The sequence below is a fragment of the Stenotrophomonas sp. 59 genome (assembly GCF_030291095.1).
Lineage (GTDB): Bacteria > Pseudomonadota > Gammaproteobacteria > Xanthomonadales > Xanthomonadaceae > Stenotrophomonas > Stenotrophomonas maltophilia_Q.
Map to the genome: position 1 here is coordinate 3712247 of NZ_CP127408.1, position 14076 is coordinate 3726322.

Here is a 14076-nt window from a genome sequence, read left to right on the forward strand (position 1 = left end):
GCCGGACCCGATGGGGTCAGAGCCCTTTCCGCAGGAAAGGGATCCGACCCCCGCAGGCAGGTCGCCCGCCGATCAGTACTTCCAGGTCAGCGCCAGGCGCGCGGTGCGGCCCGGGGCCGGCATCACGCCCAGGGCGAGCGGATCCAGGTAGTAGCGGTCGGTCAGGTTGTCCACGCCCGCTTCCACCGACCACTGGTCGTTGAAGTTCCAGCTGGCAAACAGATCCACCAGCGTGTTCGGCCGGTACAGCTGCTGGATCGCCGACAGGCCAACGTTCCATTCCTTGTCCAGCTTGCTGATCGGGCCGGCGTTGTGGATCACACGGGTACCGAAGGTCAGGCGTTCGTCGAACAGGCGCGAGCCCAGGGTCAGGTTGACCATGTAGCGCGGCGGGTTCTGCGTGTTGGTGTACGAACCCTCGAAGCCGCCATCCACGCAGTCCGGCGTGCCGGCCAGCTCCGCGTTCCTGCGCTGCACGCCATAGGCGCGGCGCTCGGCGGCGATGTCCGGCGCGCAGGTCTTGGCCTTGAAGTAGTAGTGCGCGGACAGATCGGCGAACACCTTGCCGCTGTCATAGCTCGACTGGAACTCCATGCCCGACACCTTGAACTGGTCGACATTGCGGATCAGGCCCGCCGACAGCGTGCGGTAGTCGCGGGTGATCAGATCGTCGATGCGGGTATCGAAGTAGGCCAGCTTCAGCGCCAGGCGATCACCGGCAGTGAACAGGTCGTAGCGGATGGTGCTGGCGCCGATTTCCCAGCTGCGCGCGCGCTCCGGCTTCAGCTCGCCCACCGGCTTGGCGGCAGTGAACAGGCCCAGCGTGGTCTCGAACAGGCTCGGCAGCTTGGTGCCCTCGGCGTACTTCACGTAGACCATGGTGTCTTCGCTGAAGCGGTAGGCGACGCTGGCGGTCGGCGAGAACGCGTTGTCGCGACGGCGGATCGGCTGCGACCAGGTCCAGCTGACCGGCACTTCCAGATCCTGCGGCTTGCCGGCGTCATAGAAGTTCCAGCCCGCGATGTCGGCCACGGTGCCCTTCTTGTACGGCGACGCCAGCAGCGAGGCCTGGGTGAAATTGCCGTTGGCGTCCGGATACCAGTTCAGCAGCGCGATGCGCTTGGCACGCCACGACGGCAGCGCCGGGTTGCCATTGAGCAGTTCGGTATAGCGGTACTGGCCCTGCACCTCGTAGGCATCCGGCGTTGCCAGGCGGTTGCGGTCGTGCACATCCACCCGGTTCCAGCGGCCGCCGGCCAGCAGCTCCCAGTGTTCGTCGGGCTGCCACTTCAGCGACGCCACGGCACTGTATTCCTTGCGCTCGGCATTGCGCAGGAAGCGGTTGTTGACCAGGTCATCGTGCATGGCCGGGCCGGAGCTGCCCGGTGCAATGTCCTCATCGCTGTAGGACAGGCCGTAGTCCAGCGTGAACGCGCCGGCACGGGTGTCGAACTTCGACGTGTTGCTGGCATCCAGGTTCAGGCGCTTCTGCCGCAGCGGGTTGCGATACGCATCCTTGTAGCCAGGGTCACCGCTGAAGCTCGGGGCGTCATACCACTCGGTACGGCGGTCGAAGTACCACGGGGTGATGCCGGTCAGGCTGTTGTACATCACGCTGTCGGTATCGGTGTACGCAGCATTGACACGCAGGTCGACCAGATCGCTGTCCGGGTTGAAGCGGTAGCGCAGGTTGTAGCTGTCCATGTCGACATGGCCCGGGTCCCACTGCGGAATGCGATCGCGGTCGACGCGGATGATCTGCGAGGCCATGATCTCGCCGGCGGTGCCTTCGTAGCGACGGTAACCGGCTTCCAGCGTCTGCGCGTCGTCGATGCGCCAGGTGCCTTTGAGCAGCGCCGACTTAGAGCGCGACGAGGTGTTGAACACTTCGGTACGCGGCGGATTCAGCGGCGCCAGCGTGCGACGGGTCTGCGGGAAATCATCGTAGCCGTGCTTGCCGGAGAAGTAGTTGCCGTTGTCACGGTAGGCATAGGCGGCGACCAGGTCGAAGCGGTCCCAGTGGCCGGCGCCGGCCACGTTGAAGAACTGGCTGCCGGTAGCGCTGCGATCGGTGCGCGGCGCGGCGCTGTAGGCCGGCAGGTTGTTGGCGCTGCCATTGGCCAGGCCGCCACGCACGCGCACGCCGAAGTCGCGCCCCTCGCGCAGCACGTCACCGGTCTTCAGCGTCTCCATCTCGACCACGCCACCGATGCCACCGGAGGCGTTGGCCTGCAGGCTCGGGCCCTTGGTGATGGTCAGGCTGGAGATCAGGTCCGGGTCGAGATAGGTGCGCTGCGACTGGCCGGCATAGCCACGGTAGGTGTCCATGCTGGACTGGCCACCGTCGATGATCACCGGCACGCGGCCCTGGCCCTGGATACCACGGATGTTGACGTCGAACCCGTTGCCCACGCGCGGGTCACCGGCGGTGACACCGGCCACGCCCTTGACGATGTCGCCGTTGGAGGTCCCGCGGAAACGCTCCAGCTGCGTGCGGTTGAGCGTCGTGGTGGAACCCACGCTGCGATAGCTGTCGAGCAGCCGCGCTTCGTCACTGCCTGCGCCGCCGTCGACACGGTCGCCGGCCACGCTGAGCGTATCGGTGACGATCACACCGCTGCCGGCCTGGACCGGCGTTGCCGCTTCCAGGGTCACCGCATCGGCACTGACCCGGCGCATCGCCAGCCCGCTGCCCTGCAGCAGCTGCTGCAGCGCCTCGTTGGCCGACAGGCTGCCGTTGACTGCGCGCGAGGTCACTCCCTGGGCGAGGGTGGCCGGATACACGACCTGCACGCCGGACTGGCGCATGAAGCTGCGCAGTGCTTCGTCCAGCGGCTGCGCGGGGATGTCGAAGCGCTGCACGGCAGCGTGATTTCCGGTGGCGCTCTGTGCCAGCACGGACGGTGCGGCGCTGGCCAGGCCGGCGGCCAGCAGGGCGATGCACAGGCGGGACGGGCGCAGCACGCGGCCCGGGCGGTGGGAGTCGAACATGGGGAACCTGTCAGGTAATCGGTGCCGCAGGCGCGGCGTCATCCGCAACACAGGCGGACACGGCGACGTACGTGGCGGCGGCGGGTACGTTCGCGGGGTAAGACGGGTGGCGCGGTAGGAACCCCAAGAGGGATTTGCGATCGCGGTGGGTGCCGACCGTTGGTCGGCACAATGGGATCATCGCGACGATCACCCACGCATGGCGTGGATCTACTGGACGATGGCGACGCCGAATGGAAGGCGGGTAACCTGCAATCCCGCCGTTGCCGCCAACGCGTCCAGCGCCTGTTCCGGGCGATCGATGCGCAGCGCCGCACTGACCGCCGGCAGCCGCGACAGATCGCCGCGCACGAAGGTCGGGCCGGCGCGGTAACGCCCCACCCATTGCACGGCGTCGGCGACGCTGGCCTGCTCCAGCAGCAGTTCGCCCTGCCGCCACGCGCCGACACTGTCGGCAGCCACGTCCTGCAGGCGCGTCACGCCACTGTGTTCGCCATAGATGGCACGCTGGCCCACCTGCAGATACGTCCAGCCACCGTCAACCGGGCTCGCCACGCGCACCCTGCCCTGTCCGACCTGGGTTTCCACCTGGTCGCTGTCGCGTGCGACGGAAAACGCGGTCGAGATGTCCTCGACCACGCCATTGCCCGCACGCACGCTGAAACGCCGCTGCGCATCCGGGCTGACCTCGAACCAGGCGCGCCCGCGCAGCAGCTCGATCTGGCGTGCATCCGCATCGAACCGCACGGCGATCGCGCTGTCCGCATCCAGCACCGCGCGGCTGCCATCGGGCAGCCGTACGTCCTGCACGGCATGCGTACTACGGTGATCGGCCTGCAGGCGCAGCCAGGCTTCCGGCCATGCCACCAGCATCGCCAGTGCCGCCGCAGTGGCCATTGCCCATCGCAACCGCTTCGGGCGCCGGCGCTCGGTGCGGGCAGACTGCGGACGCGGCCCCACACTGCGCCACAACGCACGCTCGTGCTCGAAGGCGCGACGGTGCCCCGGCTGTTGCAGCCAGTGTTCGAACTCATCCATGCGCACATCGCTGATATCGCCTGCGGCCAGCCACGCGATCCAGCCCCGGGCCTGTTCGGCCAGGGCATCGTCATTGGCGGCGGGCAGCATGTTCGGCGGGCTCATCGGCTGGCAGACAGGCGCATTCAAGCGCGGGCGGGGGAACTAGACCGCATCCTCGGTCCAGTTATCAAGACGTTTCAGCGCGGGCCAGCCCCAAGCCGGGGCAATCATCGGCCGCTGCGCGCCCAGGCCAGGCGTTGCAACGCGGTGCGCACATGGTTCTCGACCGTGGTCACCGACACGCCCAGGCGGCGTGCGATCTCGGCCTGGGTCAGGCCCTGCAGGCGGTTGAGCCGGAAGATGGTGCGGGTCGGCTCCGGCAGGTGTCCCGCCGCATCGAGCACCCGCTGCAGCTCGTCCTGGGCCATCGCCTGTTCCTCGGTCGAGATCACCTCGTCCGGTCCCCACAGGTAATGGTCGGCCAGCAGGCGGTTGCGCCGGGTCGATTCGCGGCCATGGTCGGTCGCCAGGTTGGCGGCCAGCCGGTACAGATAGGCGCGCGGATTGTCGATGGCCTGGCTGTCGTCAACACCGCGGGCCTTGAACCACACGGCCTGGATCACGTCCTCGGCGCCATTGTCGCCCCCAAGGATGCGCTGCACCCGGCGCAGCAGCGCAGGGCGCTCGCGGATCAGCAGTTCAGTGAGGGAGGCGGCATTGGAGGACATGCGCGGAACCGGGACGACAGACGGATAGCGCCGCGCATGCTACTCCGTTAATGAGAATCAGTCACGTTCGCATCAGTGAATGCAGCCGGTCAGCCCGTCATAGACGCTCTCCGACGTGCCGGGCAAGGGATCGTGCAGCGGATTGCGGGCCGCCAGCGCCGCATGGAAGTCCTCCACCGGAGTGCCAGGCACCAGCGGCAGCCGGCACAGCCAGGTCGGCTGCCGGGCCACGATCGCCCCGTCATGCCGCGACACGGCCAGGTCACTGGCGGCAAATGCCCAGAGGCACTCATGCACCGTGCCGCGCACCGCGTCCACCGAACACCGCAGGCGCAGCGCACGGATGTCGCTGTACTCACCCTCGCAGAAGGTGTCTCCGCAGATCCTGTCGAAGCCGTGCTGCAGGCGGCCCTCCAGGGCAAAGAAGCGATCCCAGTTGGCTTCCTGCCGCGGGTAATCGATCAGGTCGACGTAGGGGAAAGCTTGTACTGCGGGGGCGATCAGCAGCGCGCAGAACAGGCCAGAAGACAGGGCAGAAAGTCTCATGCGGCAACGCCTCGGGAAGGTGCATCCAGCCTGCGCCCGCATGCCCGCCGGTCCCATCGGTCTACCCCGGCCTGCAGCGTCGGCCCTTGCCTCGACCTGCCGTCAGCCGCCTCCCCTGCACAGCGCCCGGCAAAGGCATAAAATGGGGGGCTATCCGTCTATATCCCCCACCTGGAGCACGACCATGGGTCTGGAACTCGTCTCGCCCGGCAAGAACCCGCCGGAAGAAATCAACGTCATCATCGAGATCCCGAAGGACTCGGAGCCGGTGAAGTACGAAGTGGACAAGGAAACCGGCGCGATCTTCGTCGACCGCATCCTGTCCACCCCGATGCGCTACCCCTGCAACTACGGCTACGTGCCGAGCACCCTGTGCGGCGACGGCGATCCGGCCGACGTGCTGGTGGTGCTGCCGCTGCCGCTGGTGCCGGGCTCGGTCGTGCGTTGCCGTCCGGTCGGCGTGCTGAAGATGAGCGATGAGGCAGGCAGCGACGAGAAGATCCTGGCCGTGCCGGTGTCGAAGATCTTCAGTGGCTACGCCCACGTTGAAGACATCGCCCAGGTCTCGAGCCACTGGCTGGAGCGCATCGGCCACTTCTTCGAGCACTACAAGGACCTGGAGAAGGGCAAGTGGGTCAAGCTCGATGGCTGGGGCGGCGCCGCTGAGGCCAAGCAGATCCTGATCGAGGCGCACCAGCGCCATCTCGACAGCAAGGCCTGAGCCTGAACCGGATCGCTCCGGCATGCCCTGCCGGAGCGATGCGGGTCACGTTTCATGATGACGGCACATCACTCTTGCCGTCGTATTAGGTAAATTGCGTCACTTCACACGTCATCGACATCCACCGTCGAGACAGCCAGGGGAATGTGTCGTGCGTATTCTGCTTGTAGGGGATGCAGCCAGCCTGCCGGCTGAGCTGACCGAATTCATTGCCGATCTTGGGGAAGACTGGCAGCCGCTGACCGCCACCGATGGCCAGGCCGCGATGACCGCGGTTGCCACCCAGGGCGTGGACGCGGTGATTGTCTGCCCGCAGCTGCCGGACCTCAATGCCACCACGCTGCTCGGCCAGATCCGGACCCTGCGTCCGGAAACCATCCGCATCGCGCTGGTGGACGCACAGCATGGCAACCGGCCGCCGCCGGCGCGCCTGATCGGCGTTGCCCATCGCTTCCTGCCGTTGCCACTGGCGCCGGAAGTGCTTCTGGAAGCGCTGACCAGCCTGGAAGAGCTGCGCGAAGTGCTGGACAGCCCGCGCCTGCGCGATGCCATCGGCCGCATCGAGAAACTGCCGTCGCCGCCGCACCTGTACCTGAGCCTGACCCAGGCGCTGGAGCATGACGACGATGCCGACAGCGCCGACGTCGCCAAGCTGGTGGCCGCTGATCCAGCCATCGCCGCCAAGGTGCTGCAGCTGTCGAATTCGGCGTTCTTCAGCCAGGGCCGCACCATCGCCGACCTGCGTACCGCTGTGACCCGGCTGGGCCTGGCAACACTGCGCGACCTGGTACTGGCCAGCGAAGTGTTCTCGGCGCCGACGCTGTCGACCGCCGAACGCAACTCGCTGCAGCAGCGCGCCCTGCTCGCCTCGCGGCTGGCCGCACGCCTGCTGCCCGAATCCAGCGCCGAACTGGGCGCAACCGCAGCACTGCTGGCCGACATCGGCCTGCTGCTGCCCGGCGTACGCAACGAGCGCACCGAGCCGTCGCTGGCTGGTGATACCCGCCCGGGCCATGCCGAAGCCGGTGCCTACCTGTTGGGGCTGTGGGGCCTGCCGATGCCGATCATCGAGGCGGTGGCGTTCCACCTGCAGCCACAGCGCGCCAACACGCGCAGCTTCTGGGTGACCGGTGCGGTGCACGTGGCGCTTGCGCTGGTCAACGGCGATCCGGTGGATGAGGACTACCTGCAGCGCGCGGGCGTGCTCAGCAAACTGCCGCAGTGGCGCGAACATGCCAACAGCCTGATGGGGCTTACGCCCAGCGAAGCCTGAGCAAACGCTTCGCCACAGGCGCTTGATCAAAAGGCGCGCCCGGTGGGCGCGCCTTTTCTTCATCAACGGGCGCCGCAGGCGTCCTGCACGCAGTGACGGTACTGCAGGTCGCACAGGACCTTCGACTTGCCGGCAGCCAGGCACTCCTGGCGCAGTTCCTCGCAATAGACGCCACCGGGACAGACACCCAGGTTCTGCGCAAAGACCGACCCGACCAGCGTTGCATAGATCAAGACGGCAGCTGATGCCTGGCGCAGCAACGTGTTCTTCATTTCCCTCTCCACTTGCAAGCGTCCGGTATTGGACCTTCCAACTATGTTGATTGCGACAAGCCAACACAGTGACCGAGCGCACCGTCCACGCTGTTTCGGAATTCCCCTACAAATAAACGCTTCGCCAAAAAAAGAGGGCGGGCCTTGCGGCCCGCCCTCCTCGTGTTGCTTTCAGGCTTCGATGGATCAGAAGCGCTGGTTGTACTGGACGAACAGGAAGCGATCGTAATCCAGCATCGGGTCAAGCTGCACGGCGCTGCCGTTGGTGACGGCCTGGGTGATCGGCGGGGTCTTGCCGAACACATTGCGGGCACCGACGGTCACGCTGCCGTTCCACGGAGCCTGCCAGGTGGCGGAGATGTCGTGATAGACAATCGCGCCCTTCTTGTTGGCACCTTCGCCACCGCTCCAGCCACCATTCTCGGTCAGGTAGCCCGGCTCGTTGCACTCGTCTTCGGTGCAGTAGTCGCGGAAGCCACCGTAGTAGCGCATGGTCCAGGTGGCCGACAGGTCGCCCTTGGTCCAGGTGCTGGCCAGGGTGCCGCGGACGCGCGGGAAGTTCCAGTAGCCTGCGTAGTCATCCCACGCAGCACCCTTGGTGGCCTGCTGGCGGAAGCTGGACAGGTAGTTGGTGTCCAGGTTGAACGACAGGGTACCGAAGCTGTACTCCGGCAGGCGGTAACGGACGCCGAAGTTGTAGCCTTCGGTTTCCATCGAGCCCAGGTTCGCGTTGCCGCGGCTCAGGCTGTTGACCTGGCCGGTGACCGGGTCACGACCGTACTGGCCGCAGAACTGCGCCGAAGCATTCTGGTAGCACTGGTTCAGCACGTAGTTGGCCGAGACAGCGGTGATCACGTTGTCGACGGTGATCTTGTACCAGTCCAGCGACACGTTCAGGCCGCTGACGAAGCTCGGGCTCCACACCAGGCCCGCGGTGCGGGTCTTGCTGGTTTCCGGCTGCAGGCTGTCGTTGCCGACGCCCGACTGGAACGGGGCGTTGCCCTGGGTGTCACGCGCGGAAACCGGACGGCCAGCGGCGTCGGTCTGGCGGAAGCCCGGAGCCAGGCCTTCGGCGGCACAGCGTGCGGCAACGGCGCCGTTGCTGCGCTGGCCGAACACGGCATCACACGGATCGGTGAAGTCGTCGAAGGTCTGCGAACCGCCACCGAAGGTGTCGTCCAGGGTCGGGGCACGGAAGCCCTCGCCGTAGGTCGCACGCACCAGCAGGTCGTCGATCGGCTTCCAGGTCACGCTGAACTTGCTGTTGATCGTGTTGCCGAACTTGTCGTAATCCGAGTAACGGCTGGCGACGTCCAGCGACAGTTCCTTGGCACCCGGCAGGTCGCGCAGCAGCGGAACCATCAGCTCCAGGTAGAACTCGTTGGTCTTGTACTTGCCATCGGTCGGGTTGGCCGCCAGTTCGGTGGTGTAACCCGCCGACGACAGGGCATCCGGGTGGTTGTAGCCCGACACTTCGCGGTGCTCGTAACCGGCAGCGAAGGCGAACTCGCCTGCATTGCCCGGCATGTCGAACAGCGAACCGGTGATGTTGGCGAAGTACTGCTTGCTCTTGCTCTGGCCGGTCGAGTTCAGCAGGGTGTTGATGTACTGCAGCGCATTCGGCGTGGCACCGGTGGCGCCGCCCAGCAGGTCGAACGGGGTGCAACGGCCCGGACCGACGCCGAGGTCGATCGGGTTGGCGGCGGTACCGCACTGCGCGACGCCGCTGCCGTTGATGAACGACGGGCCCAGCGCATTCTTCAGTGCCAGCAGGTTGATGTTGCCGGTGCTGGTCTGGGTCACGTCGTACTGGTTGTAGTTGATGCCCACATCCCAGTCGAACGGACGGTTGTTGAAGTCGAAGTTGCCTTCCAGGGCTGCGTCGAAGTGCAGCGACTTCACGTTGTTCTGGGTAACGCGCGGCAGCTCGAAGATGCGGCGACCCCAGCTGGTGATGTCAACGCCGGCGCCCGGGTTGGCCCAGTTGCCCAGCGGGTTGTAGACGCTGTCCTTGCTGATGACGATCGGGTAGGTCGGCTGCGAGGTACCGGTCAGCGGATAGCCGGCGATCTGGCGCTTGGAATCACGCTCGGAGTACATCGCCGTCGACTTCAGACGCAGGTTGTCGTTGATGTCGTAGGTGGCCGAGGTGAACATCGTCTTCGACTCAGCGCCCTGGTTCAGCATCATCTGCTGCGAGGCGTTGTAGTAGTCGTCCAGACCGATGGTGTGATAGTTGTTCAGGTTGTTGGACGGCTGGCCGACGCCCACCGGGGTGTTCCACGAACCGGTGTGGTTGATCACCCAGGTGTTGGCTTCCCAATCACCGTCTTCGTTGTACGAACCCGCACCCGGCGTGCCGGCGGCACGCGGATCGGTGAAACGGCCCCACGGGCCGGCCGGGCTCAGGCCGGCAGTCGGGCTGCCCTGGCCGTAGGTGTACTGGGTCAGGCCACGATCCTTGGCCCACACCGGATCTTCCTTGATGTAGTTCGCGCCGAACACGATCGAGGAGCGCTCGCCGGTGGCACCCAGGGTCAGGCTGTACTGGGTCTTGGAACCGTCGCCGCGGCTGTTCTGGCCGTAGTAGGCACTGGCTTCGGCGCCGTCGAAGTTCTTGCGCAGGATGATGTTGACCACGCCGGCGATGGCGTCGGAACCGTAGATCGCCGAGGCGCCGTCCTTCAGGACTTCAACGCGCTCGATCAGCGAGGTCGGGATGGTCGACATGTCGGTGAAGCCGGCCAGGCTGGTGCTCCAGCGCTTGCCGTTGACCAGCACCAGCGTGCGCTGCTCACCCAGGTTGTACAGGCTGACGTACTGGCCGCCCTGCTCCGGGTTGGACGCCAGCACGGCCGCCTTGCTGTAGGTCTGGGTGCCTGCCACGGACAGGTTCTGCAGCAGGTCGCCGACGCTGACCAGGCCCGAACGCTGGATGTCCTCATGGCTTACGGTGAGGACCGGCTGGGAGGTTTCCACATCCACCGAGCGGATGCGGGAGCCGGTGACTTCCAGGCGATCAAGGGTGGTCGGGGCACTGGCTTCCTGTGCGGAAGCAAATGCCGGTGCCAGCGCCAGCGCAATGCCGGCGGGCAGCAGGCCCAGCCGCACGGCAGGGGTGCGAACGTTCATCAATCTCTCCAAGGTACGTGTTAGTAGCGTGTTAAAACGCTCCAGCACGTTACGATTGCGTTGCGATGCTGTATTTGCGCGACCCAACCGGAGACTTTGCAGAGTGTGGCGGGAGCAAGCCGCCGTTTTCCCTGAACCGGGAAGCAGACTGCCCGTAACGGGCGCGGAAGGCCCGGGCGAAGCTGCAGCAGTTGTCGAATCCGCTGGCTGCGGCGACCTCGCCCACCATCATGTCGGTGTCGCGCAGCAGATCGGCGGCCCGTTCCAGGCGCAACCGTGCCGAAAGCGACTGGGGGCTCTCTTCATACAGGCTCTGGAAGGTCTTGGAGAGGTACCAGCTGGAGAAGTTGGTCAGCTCGGCGAGTTCGCCGATCCGCACCACGCGGTGGCTGTTGCCCTCCAGATAGAGACGGGCACGCTGCATGCGGCCGAACACCTGGCGCTTGCGGCTGCGTGAGCGACCGGGGCAGCGCTGCACGTTGTCGGCCAGGTCACGTTGCAGGCCGGCCAGATGCAACAGCAGCGGGCGCAGCGCCTGCGCAGGCAGGCCGCTGTCGAGCGCATCGCGCCACAGGCGCAGGGCAACGCGGGCGTCGCCGCGGCTCATGCGACCACGACCGGCATACAGGCCGCAATCGGCCATCTCGGACAGCACCCGCATCGCCTCCGCATTCAGGCTGAGGCCCACGCACAGTCCGTTACGGCCGGCCTGCACCAGCGGGCGCGACTCCTTCTCGAAGGCGATCCACTCGCCATGGCGCAGGCGGAAACGCCCTTCCTTGGCTTCCACCCAGGAACTGCCCCGGACCTGCAGCCAGACCGTGAAGCTTGATCCTGCCGTCTGCAGGCTGCCGAGCCGGGCCACGCCCATGCAGGTCGGCGCGAGATCGTCGAGCGCCTTGTCGAGGGAGACGGTTTGGCCACGATCGGCCAGCGAGAGTTGACGCATGGGGCACCACGGGTTTGCCTGATACAGGCTTCCGTTTTGCCTAATCAGGCGTCAGCCCGTCAGGAAAATCCGCCGAGATCGCCACGAATTCGCGGCGAGAACTCCACGAAGAAATCACGAAGAGATATTTTTCTTAAGTATCAATGACTTGAGAAACGCGGGAAACAGGGCTGGCGTCGACCGGGGCAGCTGCATGACGCCGATGTCGGCACCATCGCTGACGGCCAGGGCGACGTACAGATCCCGGCCATCGGCGCTGGCACTGATGCCGTTGCCCGCGCTGAGCCGCTGCCGGTCCAGGCAGCGCTCGGGGGCTTCGGTCCCGGCCTGGATATGGATCAGGGTCGTACCGCACTCGGTCGAGTTGCCGAGATACCCGATGCCACCGGTGCCTGCCACCGTCCAGGTGCGATAGCGCCATCGGCTGGGCCGGTCTTCACTGACCTGCTGCACGCTGGCCGGCGACAGTGCCGCATCCACCGACCACAAGCCGCCGGACGCCAGGCGGGTGAACAGCACGCGGCCATCGCCCCGATCGAAACGTGCCTGGGAGACGCCGTCGATGCTGGCCAGGCGACGCCAGGGGGTCACGCTGCGATCGAACAGGCTCAACCGGGTGCGCTGCTCTGCATCGCGCTCGACCACCAGCAGCTGTTCCGGGGTTGCCCCGTACAGGGCCTGCAGGGGCTGATCCACCGGAACCGGCAACGGTTGCAGGTGTTCGTCGCGCGGTGCGATCTCGTAGACCACGGTACGCCCATGCTCATCGCGCCCGACCACCAGCAGCTGGCGGCTGTCGGCCGACCAGTCCGGCGCCTGCCGTCCCTCCGGGCGCAGGCCCTCGATCGGCCGCAGTGAATCGGGCCGCTGCATGTCCGCCCACCACAACGCGAAACTGCCGGAACGATCGGAGGTGAAGACCAGCTGGCGACCGTCGGGCGCCGCCATCGGTTGCCCGTCACGGCCGCTGGACGCGAACAGCCGCTCGGCGCTGCCGCCGGCCATCGGCACCTTGAACACGCCGAACTGGGCACGGCGGTGAACGAAGGCCAGCACGTCGCCGTGGCGTGACACCGCAGGCCATTGTGCGTCGTCGAGGCCGGCATCACGCAAGGTGCGGCGCTCAACGTCCAGGTAGTACAACCGCACCTCGCTGTCCACGCGCCGGCCGAACACGATGCTGCGCCCATCGCCCAGCCAGGCCCAGCCACGCTGTTCGGCCGATTCGTTGGTCAACTGCTCCAGCTCACCGCCCCCGGCCGGCATCCGCCACAGGTCACCCATCTGCGGATTGCGCACGAACACCAGCCACTTGCCGTCGGGCGAGTAGCGTGGCGCGTAGTCAAAATCATCCTGGTCGACCGCATAGTCCAACGCCCGCCACTGGCCGCTGGCCAGGTCGAGCACACGGATGCCGCGATGGGCATAGCGGCCCACCATGCTGCCAAAGACCAGGCCGCGGCCATCCGGTGTCCAGTCGAAGCTGAGCAGCTCGGTTCCGTCGCAGCGGGTCGCCTGGCGCACACCGCCGCCGGTAGCGCTGGCGATCAGCACCTGGCATCCGCCGTCGGCTCCAAAGCGGGCAAACGCGATCTCGCGCCCGTCCGGTGACCAGCTCGGGAAGCGGTCACTGGCCCCCTTCGGCGGCAGCGCCAGCTGCCGGGCCGGCGCATTGCCCGAGGTCTGCACCTTGATCGCACCACCACCGGCGCCGTCCTCGTTGGCGCCTTCATAGGCAACCTGGGAGCCATCCGGCGAAAGCGTGGGATAGGTTTCAAAACCACTGGTGGCAGTGATCAGGCGATAGGGACGCTGCGGGCTGCCGATCACCCGCACGCCGTTCTCGACCGCTGCATCCACCGGTGAGCTCGGCTCCGGCCCGCGCCGGAGCAGCAATGTGGCCATGACCAGCAGCGCGGCCAGCATCATCACACCCAGCACCCACAACAGCTGGCGGCGCAGCTGGCGCCAGCCACGCCGGCGTGAAGGCGCTGCCGGCACGGCTGCGAGCGGATGCCCGCTGCCGCCGGCCACCGCCGGCATGACCTCTGCGACCACATCGGCGTCCAGCACCGGCTCAAGATCCTCCAGCGCCTGCACTGGTACCAGCAGCCGATAACCGCTCTTGGCGATGGTCTCGATATAGGCCTGGCCGTTGTCGTCGTCGTTGGCGAACGCCTTGCGCAGCTGGGTGACGGCCTGGGTCAGCACGTCATTGGTCGGCAACGTATCGGGCCAGACCTCGGCAAACAGCTCTTCACGGGTGACCACGCGCCCAGGCTGACGCATCAACACGCGCAGCACGCCCAGCGCTTTCGGCGTCAGCCGCCGCGGACGGCGCGCGCCTTCAACCTCGACCTCACGCGAGGACAAGGTAATGACGCAGTCGCCGACCCGCACGCGGTCGGCCTCAATGGGCGTGAGTTCGCTGCTGTTCATTTTCC

General features: G+C 66.5%; 10 protein-coding genes. 2 read left to right on the forward strand and 8 right to left on the reverse strand.

The annotated features are described in order from the left end of the window. Positions 1 to 72: 72 nt before the first annotated feature. The 4 genes from QP552_RS17140 to QP552_RS17155 form a co-directional block, all read right to left on the reverse strand. Positions 73 to 2991 (reverse strand): TonB-dependent receptor, encoded by a 2919-nt coding sequence (locus QP552_RS17140; RefSeq protein WP_111112901.1) that lies wholly within the window; start codon positions 2989 to 2991, stop codon positions 73 to 75. Positions 2992 to 3201: 210 nt separating this feature from the next. Beyond that, a complete protein-coding gene (locus QP552_RS17145; protein ID WP_286074142.1) occupies positions 3202 to 4134 on the reverse strand; it encodes a FecR domain-containing protein in 933 nt (310 codons plus the stop codon). Positions 4135 to 4238: 104 nt separating this feature from the next. Continuing rightward, positions 4239 to 4739: an RNA polymerase sigma factor gene (locus tag QP552_RS17150; RefSeq protein WP_014038389.1), complete on the reverse strand. Its 501-nt coding sequence runs from the start codon at positions 4737 to 4739 to the stop codon at positions 4239 to 4241. A gap of 72 nt (positions 4740 to 4811) precedes the next feature. Then, a complete protein-coding gene (locus tag QP552_RS17155; RefSeq protein WP_111112903.1) occupies positions 4812 to 5285 on the reverse strand; it encodes a hypothetical protein in 474 nt (157 codons plus the stop codon). A 184-nt stretch (positions 5286 to 5469) separates the two neighbouring features. Between QP552_RS17155 and ppa the strand changes: the two genes are divergently transcribed. Next, positions 5470 to 6006 (forward strand): inorganic diphosphatase, encoded by a 537-nt coding sequence (gene ppa, locus QP552_RS17160; protein WP_005410935.1) that lies wholly within the window; start codon positions 5470 to 5472, stop codon positions 6004 to 6006. A 151-nt stretch (positions 6007 to 6157) separates the two neighbouring features. Further along, positions 6158 to 7279: an HDOD domain-containing protein gene (locus QP552_RS17165; RefSeq protein WP_111112904.1), complete on the forward strand. Its 1122-nt coding sequence runs from the start codon at positions 6158 to 6160 to the stop codon at positions 7277 to 7279. A gap of 62 nt (positions 7280 to 7341) precedes the next feature. Here QP552_RS17165 and QP552_RS17170 read toward each other — a convergent pair whose 3' ends face one another. The 4 genes from QP552_RS17170 to QP552_RS17185 all read right to left on the reverse strand — a co-directional run bounded on the left by QP552_RS17170 (position 7342) and on the right by QP552_RS17185 (position 14071). After that, positions 7342 to 7551 carry a hypothetical protein gene (locus QP552_RS17170; protein ID WP_286074143.1) on the reverse strand — a complete coding sequence of 70 codons (210 nt, stop codon included), beginning with the start codon at positions 7549 to 7551 and terminating at the stop codon, positions 7342 to 7344. Positions 7552 to 7737: 186 nt separating this feature from the next. After that, positions 7738 to 10683 (reverse strand): TonB-dependent receptor, encoded by a 2946-nt coding sequence (locus tag QP552_RS17175; RefSeq protein ID WP_286074144.1) that lies wholly within the window; start codon positions 10681 to 10683, stop codon positions 7738 to 7740. Between the two features lie 49 nt (positions 10684 to 10732). After that, the gene (locus QP552_RS17180) at positions 10733 to 11632 is read right to left on the reverse strand and encodes a helix-turn-helix transcriptional regulator (protein WP_049429948.1); all 900 of its coding nucleotides are present in this window, start codon (positions 11630 to 11632) and stop codon (positions 10733 to 10735) included. 114 nt (positions 11633 to 11746) lie between these two features. Then, entirely contained in the window at positions 11747 to 14071 is a 2325-nt protein-coding gene (locus QP552_RS17185) for a winged helix-turn-helix domain-containing protein (protein WP_154329594.1), read from the reverse strand. Positions 14072 to 14076 lie beyond the last annotated feature (5 nt).

Coding starts and splice junctions, on each gene's coding strand:
- ppa (WP_005410935.1), top strand. CDS start 5,470: ATGGGTCTGGAACTCGTCTCGCCCGGCAAGAACCCGCCGGAAGAAATC.
- QP552_RS17170 (WP_286074143.1), bottom strand. CDS start 7,551: ATGAAGAACACGTTGCTGCGCCAGGCATCAGCTGCCGTCTTGATCTAT.
- QP552_RS17175 (WP_286074144.1), bottom strand. CDS start 10,683: ATGAACGTTCGCACCCCTGCCGTGCGGCTGGGCCTGCTGCCCGCCGGC.
- QP552_RS17140 (WP_111112901.1), bottom strand. CDS start 2,991: ATGTTCGACTCCCACCGCCCGGGCCGCGTGCTGCGCCCGTCCCGCCTG.
- QP552_RS17145 (WP_286074142.1), bottom strand. CDS start 4,134: ATGAGCCCGCCGAACATGCTGCCCGCCGCCAATGACGATGCCCTGGCC.
- QP552_RS17150 (WP_014038389.1), bottom strand. CDS start 4,739: ATGTCCTCCAATGCCGCCTCCCTCACTGAACTGCTGATCCGCGAGCGC.
- QP552_RS17180 (WP_049429948.1), bottom strand. CDS start 11,632: ATGCGTCAACTCTCGCTGGCCGATCGTGGCCAAACCGTCTCCCTCGAC.
- QP552_RS17185 (WP_154329594.1), bottom strand. CDS start 14,071: ATGAACAGCAGCGAACTCACGCCCATTGAGGCCGACCGCGTGCGGGTC.
- QP552_RS17155 (WP_111112903.1), bottom strand. CDS start 5,285: ATGAGACTTTCTGCCCTGTCTTCTGGCCTGTTCTGCGCGCTGCTGATC.